This window comes from Ralstonia sp. 110700041-2 (assembly GCF_056280165.1).
The window spans coordinates 19,992-42,210 of sequence record NZ_JBSFAI010000022.1; the positions used below are offsets into that span (position 1 = coordinate 19,992).

Sequence of the window (22,219 nt, forward strand, 5' to 3'; positions counted from 1 at the left end):
ATCCGCTGAGAGTGCCTCAGCCGAGTGCGTGCCTGATCAACAAGCGTTTGATAAATGGCGTCATGCCCACCATGCGCATCCCCGCGTTGCGTACCGTGCGAGGCAGCGCGCCCGGCAGGGCGAACAGTTTGTGCAGACCATCGGTGGCGGCCGTGAGCGAAAGGAGGTCTTCGCGGCGGGCACGCTCGTAGCGGCGCAGCAACCTCAGATCACCATGATCGCGCATGGTTTCACGTTCCGCCATCACACGGCCAATTTCCGACACATCCCTAAGCCCGAGGTTCATGCCCTGCCCGGCCAGCGGATGAATCACATGCGCTGCATCGCCCACCAGCGCCACACGTGGCGCGACCGCCCGGCTGGCGTGTTGCAGCACGAGCGGGAAGCCCTGCGCAGGCGTGATGTTCGACAAGCGCCCGAAGCGGGCGGCGATGGCGCCACCCGCCGCGGCCTCGACCGCGCGGCACAACGCCTCGGGCGACAGCGCAAGCAGTTCGCGGGCGTGATCTTCACTGGCCGACCACACCATCGACACGCGTCGATCGGGCAGCGGCAGCATCGCGAGGATCTCGCCGCGTACCGGCGCGGCGAGATCCGCTTCGGCGGCCTGCTCGGCGGATGCACCGAGGAACCATTGCCACGCGGTGTCCTGATGCCAGCGCTCGGCCTGGAAGTTGGCAACCACGCCGAGCTGCCGGTACGGCTTCGCTTCGGCCTGGATGCCGGCCTGCTGGCGCACCCACGAATTCTTGCCATCGGCGCCGATCACGCATTCCGCGCGGATCGTCTGCCCGTCGGCCAGCGTCAGGCGCACGGCATCGGCTTGCATTTCGAAGCCGGTGGCGGCGTGCGGGAAGGTCTGCACCGTGTGGGCGAAGCGCAGCGCCGTTTCCAGCGCACGCTCGACCAGCGAGGATTCGGCAATCCACGCCAGTTGCGGCGTGCCGGCTGCGTAGGCGGAAAAGTGCAGGTCGGGATGGGCGTGTTCGCCGCGTGCGGCGGCGGCGTCGCCGAAGATGCGCATGTCGTGCACAGGCTGCACGCGCGTCATGTCGAGGGCCGGCCAGATGCGCAACTGCTCCAGCAGCGCCTGCGAGCTGGACGAGAACGCGTAGACGCGTGCATCCCAGGCGTCCGGCCCGGCGGCTGCGGACACTGGGGCGGGCGTTGCGATATGCGCGATGCGCAAGCCGATCTGCGCCAGCCGGAGCGCGCAGGCGCGCCCGACGATGCCACCGCCCACCACGGCCACGTGGTAAGGCGCAGCCTCCTTGTGAGCCGCCTTGGAAGAGGAAAACGCGGGTGTATTCATGGTGCGCCGATTATAGCGGCGGGGGGTGCTGCGCCCTTGTGACCGCGCAAATGTGTCGCGACGGATATGGGGCACCGCCGCAGATCGGCTCGGTGTTTACGCCTACCGTCTCCAAAAGAGGAAAAAAAATCACTTCAGATCGTTGCTGCGTCCGGAGCATATTTGGTACGCATATGTGTCAGGTACGCCGCATGTGTGCCAAGCACGTCGCCTGCCCGCAGACCCCAAAAGTGACGTCATTTACACCTCGAGCCATGCACTCAAGTCATCCGCCAGGATGGACGATAAAAGGCGGGTAATTCGACGTTTTGAAGGGCGTGAGCCGCCGATACAGTGCGGGTCCGATCCACGCATTTCCCATCGCCATGTGGACTTTCTCCGAACGCTCCGCCGCATCTCTGATGCTGGCCGCGCTGCTGGCACTGGCCGGCTGTGCGCAAATGCCTGCCCAGACGCCCGCCCCGGTGGCCCGCACCGCGCCCACCGGCGAAGTCATGACCTTCGCCATCCCGCCCGATGCGCTGGGCGCGCATGATCCGCAACTGACCGCTGTGCTGACCAAGGCTGGCGCGCTCGCCGCTGCACAAAAACGGTCGGCGACGATCCAGGTGGCCGCGCTGGCACAGGATTTCCGCTATCTGAACCAGGCGCTATGGAACGGCGTGCCCGCGCAGCGCGCCGGCTATGTCCGCCTGGAAAACCTGACCGTCAGCGCCAGCCAGCCCTATAGCGTGACGATCCGCACGCAGGATTAAGAGGACCTTCATGCGTATGACCCATCTGCTCTTCCCGCTCACCGTCGGCCTGCTGACGGTACCGGCCGCCTCGGCTTTTGCCGCGCCGCCCGATGCACTGATGCCGGCGACGGCCGCGGCGCCCGACCGGGTCTATCCGCCCCTGCCCTCGCTGGCGATGCTGCCGCCGGGCGGCGGCGCCGAAATCGAGCCCGCGCCTGCCGCCCACACGCGTGGCAGCAAGCGCAAGGTTGTGACGACGCAGTGGCGCAAGGCGACCGAGCCGGTGCCGCGCATGGTGGTGTCGGAGGCATCGCACACGTATCTGGCCGGGATCGAGCGACAGCTTGAAGTGGCCCTGCAGAAGTAATCCATGATCTCCGCCGGAGCCGTCATGCCCCTCGCCCGCCCTCTTCGCTTGAACTGCAGCCGCCTTGGCGCGGCGCTTGTGCTGGCCGCCTCCAGCGTTGCTGCGCACGCCGCCTCGGGCGATTGCTTTGAGCAGGCCGGTACCTATCAGGGCGTCAACCCGACAGTGCTGCGCGCCATCGTGTGGTTTGAATCGAAGGGTGATGCGGGCGCCATCCACCGCAACGCAGATGGCTCGGTCGACATCGGCCAGGCGCAGATCAATTCAATCCACTTCAGCACGCTGGCGCGCTACGGCGTGCCGCGCCGTGCACTGACCGACGCCTGCGTCAACGTGTTCGTAGCGGCCTGGCTGCTCAAGCAGAAGATGGTCCGCCATGGAAATACATGGCGGGCCATCGGCGCGTATCACTCGGAAACGCCTGCCCACCGCGACGCCTATGCGCGCAGCATCCAGCGGGTGCTGATGTCGTGGGGGGAATTGCGGGCCGACCGCTGAATCGGGTCCGGCCCTGGAACCAGGCTGCCGCTCAGTAGTACGAGACGGCGGCGTATGCCTGACGTGCGCCGATGGCACGGCGCTCGCCGCTGACCAGGCGCATCAGCTCATCCTGACGCGGGCAGACCAGCGCACGCACACGGGCGTCGTTGGCCAGAATGCGCATCATCAGGTCGCGCTTGCGCTGTATTTCTTCGTGCGACAAGGCCGGGCGCAGACCGTGGCCCAAGCGCTCCATGTGCGCCGCGCATTCGCGCTCCAGCAAGCTCACTTCGTCCCAGTCGCCGCGTTCTGCAGCATCCACCATGTCTTCGGACAGGCTGGCGATGGCCTCGTAGCAGGCAAACAGGCCGGCGCTGTCGGAAACCGTATGGATCGGGCGGGCGGCGGTGGCGACGGTCCAGGACATGCTGTGCTCCAGAGTCAAACGTTGTTGTTTGCAGCAAGCTAGTGCAATAGGCATGCCTGGCCGGTGCCGAGCCGTTTTCCCACCCGCCCGGAAATGCCGCCAAAGCCTTTGCTGGATTGGGTTCGGAGGATACGGAGAGCGTCCGGCGGCGGGCATCGCAGACTCGAAAAACGGCCACTCGGGGCGAAGTTGTTACGTTTCTGGAACGTAACGCGTAACGGGGCCGTAACGCCTTCACACCGGGAGCCGCCGAGCGCCTTGCACGACCAAATGCGCTTTCATTCCGGGGCGGGGCCCCACCTAGAGCGGTTACAATCACGCCTTTCCGTGAACGACGCGCACAGCCCGGATTCCACTGTGCTGCCGCCTCCTCCCGCGTCACGCAACCCCTTGATTTAGAGCCTTTTTCACCATGAGCCTCCAATGCGGCATCGTCGGTCTGCCGAACGTCGGTAAGTCGACCCTGTTCAATGCCCTGACCAAAGCCGGCATCGCCGCCGAGAACTACCCGTTCTGCACGATCGAGCCCAACGTCGGCGTGGTGGAAGTGCCGGACGCCCGTCTGCAGGCACTGGCCGACATCGTCAAGCCCGAGCGGGTGCTGCCGGCAGTGGTCGAGTTCGTCGACATTGCGGGCCTGGTGGCGGGCGCCTCCAAGGGTGAGGGGCTGGGCAACCAGTTCCTGGCCAACATTCGCGAGACGGATGCCATCACGCACGTGGTGCGCTGTTTCGAAGATGAAAACGTGATCCACGTCGCTGGCAAGGTCGACCCGATCGCCGACATCGAGGTCATCAACACCGAACTGGCCCTCGCTGACCTGGCTACGGTGGAAAAGGCGCTGCAGCGCTACACCAAGGCCGCCAAGTCGGGCAACGACAAGGAAGCCGCCAAGCTGGTCGCCGTGCTGGAAAAAGCGCAGAAGGTGCTGGACGAAGCCAAGCCCGTGCGCGGCCTGAACCTGACCGACGACGAATGGGCAACCATCAAGCCGCTGTGCCTGATCACCGCGAAGCCGACCATGTACGTTGCCAACGTGCGCGAAGACGGCTTCGAGAACAACCCGCATCTGGATGCCGTGCGCAACTACGCCGCGCAGACGAATTCGCCGGTGGTGGCTGTGTGCGCCGCCATCGAAGCCGAAATCGCGGATCTGGATGACGCCGACAAGGCCGAATTCCTTGCCGACATCGGCATGGACGAACCCGGCCTGAACCGCGTGATCCGCGCGGCCTTCAAGCTGCTGGGCCTGCAAACCTACTTCACCGCCGGTGTGAAGGAAGTGCGCGCCTGGACGATCCACATCGGCGACACGGCCCCGCGCGCCGCAGCGGCCATCCACACCGACTTCGAACGCGGCTTCATCCGCGCCCAGACCATTTCGTACGACGATTTCATCCAGTACAAGGGCGAACAGGGTGCCAAGGAAGCCGGCAAGATGCGCGCCGAAGGTAAGGAATACATCGTCAAGGACGGCGACGTGCTGCACTTCCTGTTCAACGTCTGACCCCGCGCACGTTCAACGAGAAAGCCCCGCAGTGATTGCGGGGCTTTTTTCATGGGCGAGGCGCGAGCACGCAGCGGTGGCCCGCCAGACGAATGCCGTCCCCGCCCTTGTAACGTTGAGGCGGCCCAGCATCACTTTTTTACACGCGGGCAAGTGAACAAGACGGCTTCGATGCTCGGCAAGGCCCATCGCTGCGCCATTTTCACGTCGCTGGCACGCCGGTTGCGTGAAACACGGCAGATACGCTGAACCCCGGCAGGCCGCTTCCGCCCGGGGCAGCCCGCCGCCCCGACTGGCATTCAGCCAGGACCGTTCGGACGGCGCACTCGCCCAACGCCATGAGTTCGCAATCGCCTCCGCCCTTGTCTGCAGTTGACGACATCGACGCCTCGACCGGTATCGGCAGCAACGCTGCCATCCAGTCGCGCGGGGTGTTGCTGTGCCTGTCCGAACCCGATTTACGCATCCATCAGGTGAGTGAAAACCTGGAGGCCGCGCTGGGTACGCCACTGGCTGCCGCGCTGCAGGCGCCTGTTGACCATGTCATCGGCACGGCGGGGCGCGAGGTGCTGGAGCGCGCCCTGGGCACGCACAGCATCGACGGACACCCCTTGTATATCGGCACACTCCTGACGCCGCACGGGCACGCACTCGACGCGGTGGTGCATCGGCACAAGGGCACGCTCATCCTGGAGGTGGAACCCGCCATGCATGCGGCCGACGGCGCGTTTGCGTCGATGTATCCGCTGGTGCGCACCTTTGTCGCCAGCCTGCAAGCCGTAGGCACGATCGATGCGCTGACGGACCTCGCCGCGCGCGAAGTCCACCACCTCACCCACTTTGGCCGCGTCACGATCTACCGCATTGAGCGCGATGGCTCCTTGCAAGCGCTCGCTGAAGCGCGCAACGAGGCCTATGACACGCTGGTCGGTACGCACCTGTCTGGCGCCGGCATAACGCCCGAACTGCGCAATCTGTATAGCCACAACCCCTTGCGCCTGGTGGCAGACGTCGACGACACGCCGGTGGGGCTGGTGCCCCCGCTGCATCCGTCCACCGGGCGGACGACCGATCTGACCTACGCGGCCTTGCGCGCGGCTTCCGATGCGCAGCGCGAAACCATGCGCCGCATGGGCGCGAAGGCGTCGCTCACGCTGGCGCTTACGGTGCGCGGGAACCTGTGGGGCTTGATCGCCTGCCACCATGCGACGCCCTGTTCGTTGTCGTTTGAAGTGCGCACGGCATGCGAACACCTGGCGCAGATTCTGTCGCTGCAGATCGAAGCGAAGGAAGATCGCGCCGAGATCGCCCACCGGCTGGAACTGCGACGCATCCTTGTGCGCCTGCTGGCCGCGATGGCCGACCGTGACCATTTCCACGAAGGCCTGCTCGAACATCCCGCCGATCTGCTGCGCTTTGCCTCGGCCAGCGGCGCCGCCATCGTTCGCCAGGGCGAGTGCGTGCGCATCGGTGCCGCGCCTGACGAAGCCAGCATCCTGCGCCTGACCGAATGGCTGGCCAATGCGCACCCCGGGGAGGTCTTCCACACCGACCGTGTGGCCGCCACCTACCCGGACAGCGCAGCGCTGCTGCCCCAGGCCAGTGGCGTGCTGGCCGTGCAGGTTTCGCAACTGCATCGCCACTACGTGCTGTGGTTCCGCCCCGAAACCCCGCACACCGTGCGCTGGGCGGGCGACGCACCGGACGCGGCCATCGCCCACGACAGCCAGCACGTGCTGGGCCGCACCCGCCATTGGCAGGAGCGCATCGCGCACACTTCGCGCCCGTGGCGCACAAGCGAAGTGGAAACCGCCGCGGAGTTCCGCTACGCCGTCCTGAACATCGTGCTGCGCCGCGCGGAAGAAGCCGCGGAGTTGGCCAGCGAACTGCGCCGCGCCAACCACGAACTGGAAGCGTTTTCGTATTCCGTATCGCACGACTTGCGCGCGCCGCTGCGCCACATCGCCGGCTATGCCGAACTACTGGACGAGATGGAGGGCCAGCACGTCTCGGCACGCGGGCGGCACTTTCTGCAGACGATCTCAGAGTCGTCGCGCTTTGCGGGCAAGCTGGTCGACGATCTGCTGACCTTTTCGCAGATGGGCCGCGGCGCGCTTCATCTGACCGACGTCGATCTCGCACAGCTCGTGCGCGGCGTCGTGCGCGATCTGACGCCAGATCAGGGACGTCGCCATATTGAATGGGACATCGCCACCTTGCCGGTGGTGCGCGCCGACCCGGCATTCCTGCAACTGGCGATGCGCAACCTGCTCTCCAACGCAGTCAAATACACGCGCGGCCGTGACCCGGCGCGCATCCATATCGACGCCGAACAGACCGACGCCGAAACCATCGTGCGCATTGCCGACAACGGCGTGGGCTTCTCGATGGAATACGTGGCCAAGCTGTTCGGCGTGTTCCAGCGGCTGCATCGCATGGACGAGTTCGAGGGCACCGGCATCGGCCTGGCTAATGTGCGGCGCATCATCGATCGCCACGGCGGCCGCACCTGGGCCGAGGGCGAGCTTGATCGCGGCGCGACGTTCTACTTCGCGCTGCCGCGCACGCCGGACCCGCAGGCGGCATCCGCAGCGGGCCTCCGCACACCCGTGACTCGCGATGCCTGATGGTTCTTTCCACGCTCATTGCCACCATGCTCAAACCCATCCTGCTCGTTGAAGACAATCCGAACGACCTCGAGCTGACCCTGCTGGCGCTGGAGCGCAGCCAGCTTGCCAACGATGTGGTCGTCACCCGCGACGGCGCTGAAGCGCTGGACTACCTGCACGCGCGCAACCTGTACGCGCAACGCGTGCCGGGCAACCCTGCCGTGGTGCTGCTCGACTTGAAGCTGCCCAAGGTCGACGGGCTGGAAGTGCTGGCCGAGATCCGTGCCACGCCCGCGCTCAAGAGCCTGCCCGTGGTCATGCTCACGTCGTCGCGCGAAGAAACCGATCTGCTGCGCAGCTACGAACTGGGCGTCAACGCCTACGTGGTCAAACCGGTGGAGTTCCGGGCGTTTGTCGATGCGATTGCCGACCTGGGCGTATTCTGGGCGGTGCTCAATGAACCGCCGCCCGGCTCCACCCGGGCACGCCGCACGTTGCTGCCGGTAAGCTAGCGGCCCATCCGGAGCATTCGCCCCCATGCCCAATCTTCAACTGCTGCTGGTCGAAGACAATCCGCTCGACGCAGAACTTACGCGCGCACGGCTGGAAACCGCCAACCTGCAGGCTGACACCACGCTGGTCGACAACGAGACCGACTTCATCGCCCAACTGAGCGCGCGAACCTTCGACGCCATCCTGGCCGACTACATGCTGCCGCAGTTCACGGGGGCGGAGGCGCTCGACATTGCGCGCCGCATGGCACCGCAAACGCCGTTCATCTTCGTGTCGGGTGCGCTGGGCGAAGAGCATGCGGTGGACATGCTCAAACGCGGCGCCACCGATTACGTCATCAAGCAGCGCCTGCAGCGCCTGCCCGTGGTGCTGCTGCGGGCGCTGGCCGAAGCAGCCGAACGCCGCCAGCGCATCGCCGCAGAAGCTGCCCTGCGCGAAGCGGAAACGCACTTCCGCCTGCTGATCAACGCGCTCAAGGAGCACGCCGTGCTCTCGCTCGACCCGCAGGGCATCGTGCGCACCTGGAATGCGGCGTCGCGCAGCATTCTTGGTTATGCGCGCGAAGACATCCTCGGCAAATCGGCGGAGATTCTGTATCCGCAGGCCGCGCGCGAGGCAGGTGAATTCCAGCGCAAGCTCGAACGCGTGCGCCGCGAAGGCAGCCTCACCGACGACCGCTGGATGCTGCGCAAGGACGGCACGCCGTTCTACGCATCCAGCGTGGTCACCGCCATCCACAACGAGACGGGGCAACTGGTCGGCTTCTCCAAGATCATCCGCGACTCCACGGAAGAGCGCATCGCCGCAGACGCCCTGCGCCGTGCCAAGGAAGAAGCCGAGACCGCCAACCACGCCAAGGACCACTTCCTGGCCGTGCTCTCGCACGAGCTGCGCACGCCGCTCACGCCAATTCTGACCGCCGTGCATCTGCTGGAACTGCGCCAGGATCTGCCTGCTTATGTGGTCGCGCAGCTCGAAGTCGTGCGCCGCAACGCCGAACTGGAAGCACGCCTGATCGACGACCTGCTCGACATCACCGGCATTGCGCGCGGCAAGCTGGCCGTGAGCTTTGCGCTGGTCGACCTGTATCCGCTGCTGGAGAGCACGCTGGAGATGTCGCGCAACGACATGCAGGCCAAGCGGCTGTCGCTCAAGACGCGCTTCGAGGCGGGCCGCAGTCGGCTGTATGCCGACGGCGCGCGCATCCAGCAGGTGATCTGGAACCTAGTGCGCAACGCCGTCAAGTTCACGCCCGAAGGCGGCGCCATCGGGGTGCGCGTCTGGAACCCCTCGCCCTCCACCGTGGCCGTGGCCGTGAAGGACAACGGCATCGGCATCGAACCCGACGCGCTGCCGCGTATCTTCTCGGCGTTCGAGCAGGCCGATGCATCGATCACACAGCGCTTTGGCGGGCTTGGCCTGGGCCTGGCGATTGCCTATGCGCTGGTGCAGAAGCATGAGGGTTCATTGATCGCTGAGAGCGCCGGCCGCCACGAGGGCGCCACGTTCACGCTCACGCTGCCGCTGGCCACCGAGATGGTGCAGCCCGAGACGCCGCCGTCGCCGCCCTCGCCACGCGCCCAACCGACGCGCGGCCTGCACGTGCTGCTGGTGGAAGACAACGCCGATACGGCCGAAGCCATGTCGCAGATGCTGGAGATCCTCGGCCACAGCGTCGCCGTGGCCAATGGCGCGCGCACGGCCATGCAAGCCGCTGAATCCGGCACGTTCGATCTGCTGATCAGCGATATCGGCCTGCCGGACGGCAGCGGCCTGGACGTGGTGCGCGTTTTTGCCGAGCGGCAAGCCGCCCCGTCGATCGCGATTACGGGTTACGGCATGGAAGAAGACATCGCCCGCTGTCGTGACGCGGGCTTTACGGATCACCTGACCAAACCGGTGGACTTCAAGCGGCTGGAAACGCTGATGGCCGGCTATCTGGCCGCGCGCGACGCGCGCACCACCGGCGTGGGCGCGGGATAAGCCGCGCCAGAATGCCGCAGGACAGTCACCCTAGCGGCGCAACAGGCCCCATGCTGCAGATAGCAGCATGGCGCCTACCACGGCGGCCGTCCACGCCATGATCTGCCCATCGGCATACAGGTGAGCGAACTGGCCGCTGTAGTAGCCGACCAACGCTCCAATTCCGCCCGTCGCCAGCGCAGCCGCCCATCCCAGGCGTTTGCCTGCGGGATGCAGCCAACGCGCCGCCACGCCCACCGCCAACCCGATCCACAGCGGCCCGATCCACCCCATGCCTGTTCTCCGTATTGCCCTTGAGCGATTCAACTGGACGCGTACCTTAGCGCAGGACGCAGCGGAAGGCCACGGCGGTGCCCGCGCGGCGCGTGACGAATAACCGACATTCATCCATACACGTCACCAGATTTGACCTGTGTCCTGCTGATCCGGGGGCCGGGCGTTATAATCCAGAGTGCTCAAAATTCGTGCCGTTTCTTTAACCGGCCGCCCCACATGCAGTTGCTGACGCTCGGAATCAACCACCACACTGCGCCGCTTTCCCTGCGCGAGAAGGTGGCGTTTCCGCTCGAGCAGCTCAAGCCCGCGCTGGGCACGCTGCGCCAGCATCTGCCCCACCTCAGAAGCACGGCAGAAGCCGCCATTCTCTCCACCTGCAATCGCACCGAAATCTACTGCGCCACCGACGGCAACCTGCCTGAACAGACCGCGCACGAACATGCCATTCGCTGGCTGGCGCAGCACCACAACATCGACGCCGGCGAACTTGCGCCCCATGTGTATTCGCTCGGCCAGTCGCTGGCCGTACGCCACGCATTTCGCGTGGCCAGCGGGCTCGATTCGATGGTGCTGGGCGAGACTCAGATCCTCGGGCAGATGAAAGACGCCGTGCGCACCGCCACCGAGGCGGGCGCCTTGGGCACGTACCTGAATCAGCTGTTCCAGCGCACCTTTGCCGTGGCCAAGGAAGTGCGCGGCACGACAGAGATCGGCGCGCATTCCGTGTCGATGGCCGCCGCCGCCGTTCGCCTGGCGCAGCGCATCTTTGAGTCGATCGCTGATCAGCGCGTCCTGTTCATCGGCGCCGGCGAGATGATCGAGCTGTGCGCCACCCACTTCGCCGCGCAGACGCCGCGCGAAGTGGTGATCGCCAACCGCACGCTGGAACGCGGCGAGAAGCTGGCCGAATCGCTGTCGAACCAGGGCCTGAACGCCCGCGCCGTGCGTCTGGCCGAACTGCCGACCAAGCTTGCCGAGTTCGACATCGTTGTCTCGTGCACCGCCAGCACGCTGCCCATCATCGGCCTGGGCGCCGTTGAGCGCGCCATCAAGCAGCGCCGCCACCGCCCAATGTTCATGGTCGACCTGGCGGTGCCGCGCGACATCGAACCCGAAGTCGCACGTCTGTCCGACGTGTTCCTCTACACCGTGGACGACCTGGGCGCTATCGTGCGCGAAGGCAACGCGCTGCGGCAGGCCGCCGTGGCGCAGGCCGAGGCCATCATCGAAACGCGCGTGCTGAACTTCATGCACTGGCTCGATGCGCGCAGCGTGGTGCCGATCATTCGCGATCTGCACGCCCAGGCTGAAACGCTGCGCCAAGGTGAACTGGAACGCGCCCAGCGCATGCTCGCCCGCGGCGACGATCCGGCGCTGGTGCTCGAAGCGCTGTCTCAGGCGCTCACCAAGAAATTCCTCCACGGCCCGACGCATGCGCTCAACCACGCGCAGGGCGAAGGCCGCGAACAGCTCATCGACCTGCTGCCGGCGCTATTCCGCCAGTCCAGCCACTCCGAGCGCTAGCGGCCAGCGCATCGCACGTGCGCCGCATGGTTTCACGCCCGGCGCGCAACATCTGGCGCGGTATCATGCGCCGCCTCCGCTTCCAGCGTTTCCCTCCGCGACTGCCCGAATGAAGCCCAGCATGCTGTCCAAGCTCGACCAACTGGCCGAGCGCATCGTCGAAATCAACGCGCTGCTTGCGCGTGAAGACGCCACCGCCAACCTCGACCAATATCGCAAGCTCACGCGCGAACACGCCGAGCTGGAGCCCGTGGTCGCGCAATTTGCCGCATGGAAGCAGGCGGAGGAAGACATCGCCACCGCGCAGGAGCTGGCGGCCGATCCGGACATGAAGGCGTTTGCGGAAGACGAACTGCGTGCCGCGCGCGAGCGGATGGAATCCCTCGAAGGCGAACTGCAACGTCTGCTGCTGCCAAAAGACCCGAACGACCACCGCAACATCTTCGTGGAAATCCGCGCAGGCACGGGCGGCGATGAATCCGCGCTCTTTGCCGGCGACCTGCTGCGCATGTACACGCGCTACGCCGAACGGCAGCGCTGGCAGGTGGAGATCGTGAGCGAATCGCCATCAGACCTTGGCGGCTACAAGGAAGTGATTGCGCGGCTGGTGGGCGAAGGCGCGTACTCGCGCCTGAAGTTCGAATCTGGCGGCCACCGCGTGCAGCGCGTGCCGGCCACCGAGGCGCAGGGGCGCATCCATACGTCGGCCTGCACCGTGGCGGTCATGCCGGAAGCCGATGCGCTGGCCGACATCCAGATCAACCCGGCCGATCTGCGCATCGATACGTTCCGCGCGTCGGGCGCAGGCGGCCAGCACATCAACAAGACGGATTCCGCCGTGCGCATCACCCACCTGCCGACCGGCCTGGTGGTGGAATGCCAGGACGACCGCAGCCAGCACCGCAACAAGGACCGCGCCATGCAAGTCCTTGCCGCGCGCCTGAAGGATCGCCAGGAGCGCGAGGCGCAAGCCAAGGAAGCCAGCGCGCGCAAGAGCCTGATCGGCTCGGGCGACCGGTCCGACCGCATCCGCACGTACAACTTCCCGCAAGGCCGCGTGACCGATCACCGCATAAACCTGACGCTGTACAAAATCGACGCGATCATGGACGGCGACATCGATGAACTCGTGGGCGCGTTGGCTGCTGAGCACCAGGCGGAACAGCTCGCGGCGCTGGGCGAAGACGCCTGATCGCCCAATCGTTAAAAAGCGCGCTCTCCGTAACATCCGCTTGCGTTTGATACAGCTTTGCGCGATGGCGAGACGGTCCCGCGTTCCTATAATCGATCTCGATCACGCCGAGTGCATCGCCGGTCGCATCCGGCACGCACTCACCGACAAGCGCGGCAACATCACGATTAGGAGAATCGCAATGCGTACCCAACTGCTGGCTATTACCGTCGCCACCACCCTCGCACTCGGCCTGGCCGCCTGCGGCAAGAAAGACGAGGCCACCGACCAGGCGGCCAAGAGCGCGATGGAGCAATCGAAGGACGCCGCCAAACAGGCGCTCGACAACGCCGGCACCGCCGTGACCAAGGCCGCGGACGCCGCCAAGGTGGAACTGTCGCAAGCGGCTTCGGACGCGCAAGTCTCCGCCTCGGGCGCGCTGGCGCAGGCCAAGGAGGCCGCCAAGACCGCGGCCGACAAGACGGCCGACGCGGCCAAGGTTGCAGCAGACAAAACCGCTGACGCCACCAAGGAAGCGGCCAACAAGGTCAAGGACGCGACCAAGCAGTAAGCGCCGCTCAACCGCACAGCCCCGCTCGCGGGCCCGCGCCACATCGGCCGGGCCCGTGTTATTTTGTGCGCCCGATCTCCGCTGCCAGTCTATTGCCGTGTCGTCTGTTCCCGTCATTTCGCCCGAAACCCTGGCTCGTGTGGCCGATGCGCTGACAGCGCTGGCCCGTGCCGGCCTGCCCGCACTGGAAGCACGCATGCTGGTCTCGCACGTGACGGGCCTGTCGCGCGTGCAACTCATCACGCAAGACACCTGCGCCATCGACGTGGCCGCGCGCGCGCGTATCAGCGAACTCGCGGCGCGCCGCTTGGCCGGCGAGCCGATGGCGTATCTGCTCGGCGAACGTGAATTCTTCGGCCGCACCTTCAAGGTGACGCCCGCCGTGCTGATCCCGCGCCCTGATACCGAATTGCTGGTCGAACAGGCGCTGGACCACCTCGAGGAGTGCGATGCGCCGGCCGTGCTCGACATGGGCACGGGCAGCGGCATCATCGCCATCACGATTGCGCTGGCGCGGCGCGATGCGCGCGTATGGGCCACCGACGCCTCCGCCGACGCGCTGGCCGTGGCGATCGACAACGCCAAGGCGCTCGGTGCCACCAATGTCCAGGCTGCGCTGGGCGACTGGTACGGCGCGCTGGCCGGAACCGATGCGCCCCCCGCCTTCGACCTGATCGCCAGCAACCCGCCCTACATCGCCGCCACCGACGCGCACCTCGACCAAGGCGACCTGCGTTTCGAACCCGGCAGCGCCCTCACCGACCACGATGACGGCCTGCGCCACCTGCGCAGCATCGTCGCCGGGGCGCCGGCGCGGCTCGTCTCCGGGGGATGGCTGCTGGTCGAACACGGCTACGACCAAGGCGAACCTGTGCGTGCGCTGCTGGGCGGCGCGGGATTCGCCAACGTCTTCACCGCGCAGGACCTGGCCGGCCACGACCGGTGCAGCGGCGGGCAATGGCCGGATCAAAACGCCGGTGCGCGTTCCTCGCTAAAATAGATGGGTTTTCCAATGTGGATGTCAGCTCGGGAACCCGGCTGCCGCCCCTCACCCAATCGAGTCTCCCCATGAGCACCACGCACGAAAAGATCGACCAGATCGTCAAAGGCCACCCCGTCGTCCTCTTCATGAAGGGCACGGCGCAATTCCCGATGTGCGGCTTTTCGGGCCGCGCCATCCAGATACTGAAGGCCTGCGGCGTGGACCGTCCGCACACCGTCAACGTGCTGGAAGACGACGAAATCCGCCAGGGCATCAAGGACTACGCCAACTGGCCGACCATTCCGCAGCTCTATATCAACGGCGAGTTCATCGGCGGCTCGGACATCATGATGGAGATGTACCAGAGCGGCGAGCTGCAGCCGCTGCTGGCTGCTTGAGCTACGGTCTCATTTCAGCGTGACTCCGACCCCGAACGCCACGGCTCAGACGCCACCCGTGCGCCGCATCATCGTGGCGATCACGGGGGCGTCAGGGGCAATTTACGGGGTGCGGCTGCTGCAGGTTCTGGAAGGCCTACGTGAAACAGCGGGGGTGGAATCGCACCTGCTGATGTCGCCCGCAGGGCTGATGAACGTGCAGCATGAGCTGCACATGGCACGCGAAGAGGTGGAAGCGCTGGCGCACGTCGTGCATAACGTGCGCGATATCGGCGCGACCATTGCCAGCGGCTCGTTTGCGGCGGAAGCGATGGTGGTCGCGCCCTGCTCGATGAAGACGCTGGCGGCCGTCGCGCATGGCCTGTCAGACAACCTCATTGCGCGCGCTGCCGACGTCACGCTCAAGGAGCGCCGCCGCCTCATCCTGATGGTGCGCGAAACGCCGTTGAATCTGGCGCACCTGCGCAACATGACGGCCGTCACAGAGATGGGCGGAATCGTGTTTCCGCCCGTGCCGGGCTTTTACCAGCGCCCCAAGACGATCGACGACCTGGTCGACCACACGGTCGGGCGCGTGCTGGATCTGATCGGCTTGCCGCAGACGTTGGCGCCGGGCTGGCGGGGCCTGCGTTCAACGGACTAGACGCTGATCAGCCGACTGCCGATCAGCGGTGGTGGTAATTGAAGTACACCGAAGGTCCACCCCAATAGCCGCCGTAATAGGCGGGATAAGCCGGTGCGGCATAAACCGGCGCAGGCGCCACAGCCACCGGCGCCGGATACACAGCACATCCCCCAAGCGTCGCGGCCAACAAGGCCAGAGCCACGATTTTCATGATTAGCGTCCTTCGGCCCCGCTAGTGGAGCCATGTCGACGTTATAAGCCGGCGCGAGCGACGCCGGCGTCATGCGGGTGTAAGCGGTGTAACCGAAAACTACGAACGGGTGTTCGTAAGTTCACTGCTTAGGCATCGGCTTACCTGCAGAAGACTTGGCCGTCGCGGCGGGCGCGGACGCGGCCACACCGGACGCCGCAGGCGGTTTGGGTGCATTCGGGTCGACTTCCGCACGCATCTGGTCCATGACCGCCCCGGCGCGCGGCGCCCAAAGGAATTCCACCGTGCCGTTCTGTGGCTCTTCAGGAATCGCATACATCGTGATGATCGTCTGCTGACCCGCCCAACGTGCGCGAAGCGAATCGACTGTCTTGCCAGACTTGAGCTTGAGGGGCGCCTTGCCTTCCTGCGCTGGCTTGCCGTAGCGATCGGACAAGGCCTGGAAGACGCGCTGTTCGGTATCCACGCCGCGCGTCGGCACGAACATGCCGGCGATGTTGCCATCCTGGTCAATCAGCAGCACGGCCTGCGGTCCATCCATCAACTCGGGGCGCGATGCCTGCGGCACGCCCAGCGAACGCGTGCGGCCGTGCGATTCCAGCGCGTCGGAGCAATATTCGGCGACGTCCTTGCCGCCATTCGCGCGGACGTCTTCGCACGAAGGCAGCTTGCGCAGCGGCTTGCCGAGCGGAAAGGCATCGAGCAGCACCGCCACATCGCCAGGGTCGCGCGCCGCCTTGGCGGGTGCTGCGGCCTTGGGAGCAGCCTTGGCTGCGGGTGCGGCAAACGCCACGGGCGCGAGCAACGAGGTCGAGATGGCAAGCGCAGCAGTTGCAGTGGCGCGTCGCGTCCAGCAGGTCATGCGAACTCCATTGAGAAAAGAGCCGAAAGTGTGCCACGCGGGAATCCGGGCGCACGGAACAGCGATTCTGACTGCCGGCAGGCGGCCTGCGTTCCCGTCAACCGAATGGCCGAGCGGCTCGAAACCGCTTGGTTACACGCCATTTGACGCGGATAGCGGCCCGATGCGGCTGGAAACATTATCAAAATGTTGCCGGTTTTGATCTCGCAAAGGTCCGGCGGGTAAAATCTCGGCGGCACAGACGAATGACCGGCAGGACCGAAGCGTCACGTTCCTCGGCCCGCCGCATAGACGCGATCTCATTTTGAACATTCCCTCCGCTGTTTCCTCCCGCATGCCGTCAGCCGCCCGCGCTGTACGCACCCGTTCGGTAGCCCGCTATGCGCGGCTGGCCGTCGGCCTGCTGGCGCTGGCTTCGGCGCATGCTGCGCTGGCCGTCGGCCTGCTGGCGCTGGCTTCGGCGCATGCTGCGCTGGCCTTCGGCTTCAACGATGTGGCCGCGCGCGCCAAGCAACTGGCCGCAAAGCCGTATCAGGCGCCCGCCGACACCCTGCCGCGCGAATTGCGCGAGCTGCGCTACGACCAGTACCGCGAAATCCGCTTCAAGTCCGACCAGGCGTACTGGCGCCGCGACAAGCTGCCGTTCGAACTCGGCTTCTTCCACGAGGGTTCGTACTACGACCAGCCCGTGAAGATCAACGAGGTGTCGCCCGCCGGCGTGCGCGAAATCCGCTTCGATCCGCGCCTGTTCGACTACGGCCCGGTCAAGCTCGATCCGAAACAGGTGCAGAAGCTCGGCTTTGCCGGCTTCCGCGTGCACTATCCGATGAACACGCCCAAGTACAAGGACGAGGTCATCGTGTTCCTGGGCGCGTCGTACTTCCGCGGCATCGGCAAGGGGCAGGTCTACGGCCTGTCCGCGCGCGGTCTGGCCATCGACACCGCGCTCAATTCGGGCGAGGAATTCCCCCGCTTCACCGATTTCTGGATCGAACGCCCCGCGGTCAACGCCAAGGAACTGACAATCTACGCGCTGCTCAACTCGCGCCGCGCCACGGGTGCCTACCGCTTTGTCATCAAGCCGGGCAGCGATACGGCGGTCGACGTGAAGGCGCAGGTGTACATGCGCGAAAACGTGAGCAAGCTGGCCATCGCACCGCTCACCAGCATGTTCTTCTTTGGCGAGAATCAGCCGGCGCCTGCGCTGGATTTCCGCCCCGAGGTGCACGACTCCGACGGCCTGTCGGTGCTTTCCGGCACGGGTGAATGGATCTGGCGTCCGCTGACGAACCCCAAGCGCCTGCTGGTCAGCTCGTTCGGGACGACCAATCCGGGCGGCTTCGGCCTGATGCAGCGTGACCGCGCGTTCTCCAGCTACCAGGAAATCGGCGACCGCTATGAACTGCGCCCGAGCGCGTGGGTCGAGCCCGTCGGCAAATGGGGCGCGGGCCGCGTGGAGCTTGTGCAGATCCCGACGCCCGACGAGACGAACGACAATGTGGTCGCCTACTGGGTGCCCGAGAACCCGCCCAAGCCGCATCAGCCGTTCAACCTTGAATACCGCCTGCTGTGGCAGAAGGATGCCGACAAGAAGCCAGCGCTGGCATGGGTTACGCAGACGCGCCGCTCGCACGGCTGGACCACCAAGCGCCCCGACGAGCGCAAGCCTGACGATACGATCGCCTTCGTGGTCGACTTTGAAGGCCCCGCACTGGCCAAGCTGGCGCCGAATGCACCGGTTGAGCCGGTGTTCTCGGCAGATGCCAACGGCAAGATCGAATCGATCTTCGGCCAGCCCAACACCGCGACCGGCGGCTGGCGCGTGACCGTGCGCCTCAAGCGGGTCGACGACGACAAACCCGTCGAATTGCGCGGCTACCTGCGCAGCGGCGGCACCGGACTCTCTGAGACGTGGAGCTACCTGTTACCGCCGGGCTGAACGTGACGACAGCCCAGACTGGCGGTGCTCCCGGCGCCGCCCCCTCCACCAGCCCTGCCACAGCGCAGTCTGTGGCAGACCATTACCTTGAAGCGCTGCCGCTGGCGGCCGATGCGCGTGCTGCGCTGCTGCACGACGCGGGCATCACCGCTGGCGACGACGATGCAGCGGCGCTTGCCAAGCTGCATCGCGCACTGGCCAGGCTCGACCCGGCGCAGACAACCTCGCTTGACGCCGACGCGCCGGCCTACGCCTCCGTAGGCTCGCGCCTGGATGCCGCCTATGGCGCCACGCGCGCCAATGCTGCATCGACGGAGCCCACTGCTGAACCGGTACCGCCGCTTGAGCACGATAGCCAGGGCCGCATCCATCTGGATACGGGCCCCGCACCCGCGCGCCGGTCGATGGTGCCGTGGCCGTGGGTGCTCGGGCCCATCTGGCGCGCGCGCAAGGCCATCGACCGCTGGATGCACGGCGGCCAGAAGCCGGTGCCGTATGAAGCGCCCGACTCGCCCGACCCGAAAGGCATCTGGCGCTTCGTTGGGGCGCGCCGGCGCCTGACGCTTCTCGCGCTGATGATCGCGCAGACCATCGCTGCCACCTGGGCGATGAGCACAGTGCTGCCATACCACGGCGCAGACTGGCTCGAAGCCATCATCATCGTGCTGTTTGCGGTGCTGTTCTGCTGGGTGTCAGCTGGCTTCTGGACGGCCATCACCGGCTTCCTGCTGCTGGCCTTCCACGGCGACCGCTTCGTCATCTCGCGCCGCGCCACGCCCGACGCCACGATTCCGGACGATGCGCGCACGGCCATCGTCATGCCGATCTGCAATGAAGATGTGCAGCGCGTGTTCGCGGGGCTGCGCGCGACGTACGAGTCGTTGCAGCGCACGGGACACCTGGAGCACTTCGACTTCTTCGTGCTGTCGGACTCCGGCGACCCGGACATCCGCACGGCAGAAGCCGACGCATGGCTGCACATCTGCCGCGCGCTCGATGGTTTCGGCCGCATCTTCTACCGCTGGCGCCGCCACCGCGTGAAGCGCAAGAGCGGCAACATCGACGATTTCTGCCGGCGCTGGGGCGGCAAATACCGCTACATGATCGTGCTCGACGCCGACAGCGTGATGAGCGGCGATTGCCTGACGCGCCTCGTGCAGTTGATGGAAGGCGCGCCAAGCGCGGGCATCATCCAGACCGCGCCGCGCGCCGCCGGCCGCGACACGCTGTATGCGCGTATCCAGCAATTCGCCACGCGCGTGTACGGGCCGCTGTTCACCGCTGGCCTGCACTACTGGCAACTCGGCGAGTCGCACTACTGGGGCCACAACGCCATCATCCGGCTGGACCCGTTCATCAAGCACTGCGCGCTGGCGCCGATTCCGGGCAAGGGCTCGCTTTCCGGCGAGATCATGTCGCACGATTTTGTCGAAGCCGCGCTGATGCGGCGCGCCGGCTGGGCCGTGTGGATCGCCTACGACCTCGACGGCAGCTACGAAGAAATGCCGCCCAACCTGCTCGACGAGCTGGGCCGCGACCGCCGCTGGTGCCACGGCAACCTCATGAACTTCCGCCTGTTCGGCGCGCCGGGCTTTCACCGTGTGCACCGCGCGGTGTTCATCACCGGCGTGATGGCGTATTTGTCGGCGCCGCTGTGGTTCCTGTTTCTGATCCTGTCGACGGCCCTGCTGGCCAAGCACACGCTGATCGCGCCGGAATACTTCACGCAGCCCCGCCAGCTCTTCCCGATCTGGCCGGAGTGGCATCCGGAAAAAGCCGCCGCGCTGTTTTCCGCCACCGCCACCGTGCTGTTCCTGCCGAAGATCCTGAGCGTGCTCGTCCTGTGGGCGCAGGGGCCGAGACGCTTTGGCGGGGCGATCCACCTGGCGTTGTCGATGGCAATCGAGGCGGTGTTCTCGGTGCTGGCCGCGCCGGTGCGCATGCTGTTCCACACGCGCTTTGTGACGGCCGCGTTCCTCGGCTGGAAGGTGCACTGGAAGTCGCCGCCGCGCGAAGATGCACAGACGCATTGGAGCGACGCCGTACGCCGCCACGGCCTGCACACCGTCATCGGCATCGTTTGGGCCGCCATCGTGTATTGGCTGAACCCGAGCTTCCTTTGGTGGCTGTCGCCCGTGGTCGGCGCGCTGATCGTGTCGATTCCGCTGTCCGTGTTCTCCAGCCGCGTGAGCCTGGGCCGCCGCATGCGGCGCCTGCGCCTGTTCATGATTCCCGAGGAAGTGCGCCCGCCGCGTGAGTTGCGCGCCACGCGCAAGCACCTGCGCAATGCGCCGCCGATGCCGGATTTCCGCCAAGCCGTGGTCGACCCCGTCACCAACGCGCTGATGTGCGCGATCGGCACGGCGCGCTTTCCGCACGACCGGCGCTTGGTTGCCGTGCGTGAGGCGCATGTGCGCCATGCGTTGGAGGTTGGCCCGGACAAGCTCACGGGCAAGCAGAAGCTGGTGTTGCTGTCCGATCCATTCTCCTTGTCGGCACTGCACCTGGCGGTGTGGTCGTCACCTGCACAGCGTGCGGCCTGGGAAGCTGCACAGGGCTGAACGCGCCACCCCACTTGAAGTGCCGCGCCCCACCAGCGTCTTGCCGGTGGGGCGTTTTACTTCCCGTTACATCCGTAGGATTTGCGTATCACCTGAAGCGCCCAACGGTTCATAGAATGGCATCATGAACTTGATACACGAAGTCGACGGCACAGTAGCCCCCGGCCTCGCAACCGTAAGGAGAAGCATCATGAAACGCACACTGCTCGCATTCGTTCTGGGTGGCGCCGCGCTGTGCGCCTCGACGGCGGCGCTGGCGCATGTGGATGTCGGCGTGGCGATCGGCGTGCCTGCGCCGGTGTATGTGGCCCCGGCACCTGTCTATGCACCCCCGCCCGTGGTATATCGCCCTGCCCCGGTCTATGCCCCGGCCCCGGTGATCTATGGCGGCTACTATCGTGACCGCGACGACTGGGGTGAGCGCGAATGGCGCCGCCACGAGTGGCGCGAACGCGAATGGCACGAACACGAAGGGCACCACGATCACGGCTGGCACCGCGGCTGGGACCGCTAACGCCTAGCGGCAACAGGCAGCTACATCGGCAACGGGCCGCTCACACGAGCGGCCCGTTGCTTTTGTACGCTCGAATGCCCGCGCAATCTGCAAACCGACCTATGCTGACGTAGTGGCCCCCGCAATCCCGCCGCCGGCCGCACAGCACACGGGAGGACGCCATGTCGATCTCCAGCACCCTCGACGGCTGCCTGCGCAGCAAGGGCTGCCTGTACGAGGTGATTCGCCATCCGCATACCCATACCAGCACGGAGACCGCGCAGTCTGCACATGTCCCGGGCGACCGTCTGGCCAAGACGCTGCTGCTCGAAGACAAGCTCGGCTATGTCGCGGCCGTGTTGCCATCGACGTATCACCTGCATCTGTCGGAATTGCAAAAGGAAACTGGCCGCCTGGACCTGACACTGGCCGATGAATCCGAGTTGCGCGAAGTCTTTCGGGACTGCGATGCTGGCGCCGTACCACCCGTTGGCATGGCTTACGGCATGCCCACCTACATCGACAGCAGTCTGATGGCCCACGGCGACGTCTACTTCGAAGCCGGCGACCACGAAAATGTCGTGCATATGGACATGGATCAGTTCATGGCTTTAATGCGCGACGCCAAGCCCGGACACTTCGCGTATCGCATGCAGGGCATGCTCTTCTGA

At 65.9% G+C, this 22,219-nt stretch carries 22 protein-coding genes; 17 read left to right on the top strand and 5 right to left on the bottom strand.

The window, feature by feature from the left end; translation table 11 throughout:
- Window positions 1-16: 16 nt before the first annotated feature.
- Window positions 17-1,312, bottom strand: a complete 1,296-nt coding sequence (locus tag ACUXH0_RS25350) for a UbiH/UbiF family hydroxylase (protein ID WP_182594939.1) — start codon at window positions 1,310-1,312, stop codon at window positions 17-19.
- A gap of 365 nt (window positions 1,313-1,677) precedes the next feature.
- Between ACUXH0_RS25350 and ACUXH0_RS25355 the strand changes: the two genes are divergently transcribed.
- The 3 genes from ACUXH0_RS25355 to ACUXH0_RS25365 are packed head-to-tail and all read left to right on the top strand — an operon-like array spanning window position 1,678 to window position 2,914.
- Entirely contained in the window at window positions 1,678-2,067 is a 390-nt protein-coding gene (locus tag ACUXH0_RS25355; RefSeq protein WP_012436498.1) for a hypothetical protein, read from the top strand.
- A 10-nt stretch (window positions 2,068-2,077) separates the two neighbouring features.
- Window positions 2,078-2,416 carry a hypothetical protein gene (locus ACUXH0_RS25360; protein WP_004636654.1) on the top strand — a complete coding sequence of 113 codons (339 nt, stop codon included), beginning with the start codon at window positions 2,078-2,080 and terminating at the stop codon, window positions 2,414-2,416.
- 24 nt (window positions 2,417-2,440) lie between these two features.
- The gene (locus ACUXH0_RS25365; RefSeq protein WP_012436499.1) at window positions 2,441-2,914 is read left to right on the top strand and encodes a lytic transglycosylase domain-containing protein; all 474 of its coding nucleotides are present in this window, start codon (window positions 2,441-2,443) and stop codon (window positions 2,912-2,914) included.
- A gap of 31 nt (window positions 2,915-2,945) precedes the next feature.
- Here the strand turns inward: ACUXH0_RS25365 and ACUXH0_RS25370 are convergent, their stop codons facing one another.
- A complete protein-coding gene (locus ACUXH0_RS25370; protein ID WP_004636652.1) occupies window positions 2,946-3,323 on the bottom strand; it encodes a flagellar protein FliT in 378 nt (125 codons plus the stop codon).
- A gap of 412 nt (window positions 3,324-3,735) precedes the next feature.
- On the opposite strand from ACUXH0_RS25370, the gene ychF reads away from it, so the two are divergent.
- From ychF to ACUXH0_RS25390, 4 genes are all read left to right on the top strand, one after another.
- Window positions 3,736-4,830 carry a redox-regulated ATPase YchF gene (ychF, locus tag ACUXH0_RS25375; RefSeq protein WP_012436500.1) on the top strand — a complete coding sequence of 365 codons (1,095 nt, stop codon included), beginning with the start codon at window positions 3,736-3,738 and terminating at the stop codon, window positions 4,828-4,830.
- A gap of 338 nt (window positions 4,831-5,168) precedes the next feature.
- Complete coding sequence (locus tag ACUXH0_RS25380) at window positions 5,169-7,457, top strand: ATP-binding protein (protein WP_182594938.1); 2,289 nt, start codon at window positions 5,169-5,171, stop codon at window positions 7,455-7,457.
- A gap of 26 nt (window positions 7,458-7,483) precedes the next feature.
- Complete coding sequence (locus ACUXH0_RS25385) at window positions 7,484-7,951, top strand: response regulator (RefSeq protein WP_024542170.1); 468 nt, start codon at window positions 7,484-7,486, stop codon at window positions 7,949-7,951.
- Between the two features lie 25 nt (window positions 7,952-7,976).
- On the top strand, window positions 7,977-9,935 hold the full coding sequence (locus ACUXH0_RS25390) for a hybrid sensor histidine kinase/response regulator (RefSeq protein ID WP_012436503.1): 1,959 nt from the start codon (window positions 7,977-7,979) through the stop codon (window positions 9,933-9,935).
- A 30-nt stretch (window positions 9,936-9,965) separates the two neighbouring features.
- On the opposite strand, the gene ACUXH0_RS25395 is transcribed toward ACUXH0_RS25390, so the two are convergent.
- A complete protein-coding gene (locus ACUXH0_RS25395; protein WP_004634701.1) occupies window positions 9,966-10,208 on the bottom strand; it encodes a GlsB/YeaQ/YmgE family stress response membrane protein in 243 nt (80 codons plus the stop codon).
- Between the two features lie 219 nt (window positions 10,209-10,427).
- On the opposite strand from ACUXH0_RS25395, the gene hemA reads away from it, so the two are divergent.
- The 6 genes from hemA (at window position 10,428) to ACUXH0_RS25425 (ending at window position 15,500) form a co-directional block, all read left to right on the top strand.
- Window positions 10,428-11,735, top strand: a complete 1,308-nt coding sequence (gene hemA / locus ACUXH0_RS25400; protein ID WP_004634699.1) for a glutamyl-tRNA reductase — start codon at window positions 10,428-10,430, stop codon at window positions 11,733-11,735.
- A 109-nt stretch (window positions 11,736-11,844) separates the two neighbouring features.
- Window positions 11,845-12,927 (top strand): peptide chain release factor 1, encoded by a 1,083-nt coding sequence (gene prfA / locus ACUXH0_RS25405; protein ID WP_012436504.1) that lies wholly within the window; start codon window positions 11,845-11,847, stop codon window positions 12,925-12,927.
- Between the two features lie 181 nt (window positions 12,928-13,108).
- Window positions 13,109-13,477: a hypothetical protein gene (locus tag ACUXH0_RS25410; RefSeq protein WP_004634695.1), complete on the top strand. Its 369-nt coding sequence runs from the start codon at window positions 13,109-13,111 to the stop codon at window positions 13,475-13,477.
- Window positions 13,478-13,574: 97 nt separating this feature from the next.
- Window positions 13,575-14,477 (top strand): peptide chain release factor N(5)-glutamine methyltransferase, encoded by a 903-nt coding sequence (prmC, locus tag ACUXH0_RS25415; protein WP_182594937.1) that lies wholly within the window; start codon window positions 13,575-13,577, stop codon window positions 14,475-14,477.
- Between the two features lie 68 nt (window positions 14,478-14,545).
- Window positions 14,546-14,857 carry a Grx4 family monothiol glutaredoxin gene (grxD, locus tag ACUXH0_RS25420; RefSeq protein WP_012763060.1) on the top strand — a complete coding sequence of 104 codons (312 nt, stop codon included), beginning with the start codon at window positions 14,546-14,548 and terminating at the stop codon, window positions 14,855-14,857.
- Between the two features lie 19 nt (window positions 14,858-14,876).
- On the top strand, window positions 14,877-15,500 hold the full coding sequence (locus tag ACUXH0_RS25425) for a UbiX family flavin prenyltransferase (protein ID WP_004634689.1): 624 nt from the start codon (window positions 14,877-14,879) through the stop codon (window positions 15,498-15,500).
- A 22-nt stretch (window positions 15,501-15,522) separates the two neighbouring features.
- Here the strand turns inward: ACUXH0_RS25425 and ACUXH0_RS25430 are convergent, their stop codons facing one another.
- Window positions 15,523-15,693 (bottom strand): hypothetical protein, encoded by a 171-nt coding sequence (locus ACUXH0_RS25430; RefSeq protein ID WP_004634685.1) that lies wholly within the window; start codon window positions 15,691-15,693, stop codon window positions 15,523-15,525.
- A 121-nt stretch (window positions 15,694-15,814) separates the two neighbouring features.
- Window positions 15,815-16,555, bottom strand: coding sequence for a hypothetical protein (locus ACUXH0_RS25435; protein WP_182594936.1), 741 nt, complete (start codon window positions 16,553-16,555; stop codon window positions 15,815-15,817).
- 334 nt (window positions 16,556-16,889) lie between these two features.
- On the opposite strand from ACUXH0_RS25435, the gene ACUXH0_RS25440 reads away from it, so the two are divergent.
- The 4 genes from ACUXH0_RS25440 (at window position 16,890) to ACUXH0_RS25455 (ending at window position 22,219) form a co-directional block, all read left to right on the top strand.
- Window positions 16,890-18,494: a glucan biosynthesis protein G gene (locus ACUXH0_RS25440; RefSeq protein WP_259393780.1), complete on the top strand. Its 1,605-nt coding sequence runs from the start codon at window positions 16,890-16,892 to the stop codon at window positions 18,492-18,494.
- On the top strand, window positions 18,467-21,055 hold the full coding sequence (gene mdoH, locus ACUXH0_RS25445; protein WP_182594935.1) for a glucans biosynthesis glucosyltransferase MdoH: 2,589 nt from the start codon (window positions 18,467-18,469) through the stop codon (window positions 21,053-21,055). Before ACUXH0_RS25440 ends, mdoH begins: the two co-directional genes overlap by 28 nt.
- Window positions 21,056-21,245: 190 nt before the next feature.
- Window positions 21,246-21,569 (top strand): hypothetical protein, encoded by a 324-nt coding sequence (locus ACUXH0_RS25450; RefSeq protein WP_182594934.1) that lies wholly within the window; start codon window positions 21,246-21,248, stop codon window positions 21,567-21,569.
- A gap of 161 nt (window positions 21,570-21,730) precedes the next feature.
- Window positions 21,731-22,219 (top strand): aminoacyl-tRNA deacylase, encoded by a 489-nt coding sequence (locus ACUXH0_RS25455; RefSeq protein WP_004634675.1) that lies wholly within the window; start codon window positions 21,731-21,733, stop codon window positions 22,217-22,219.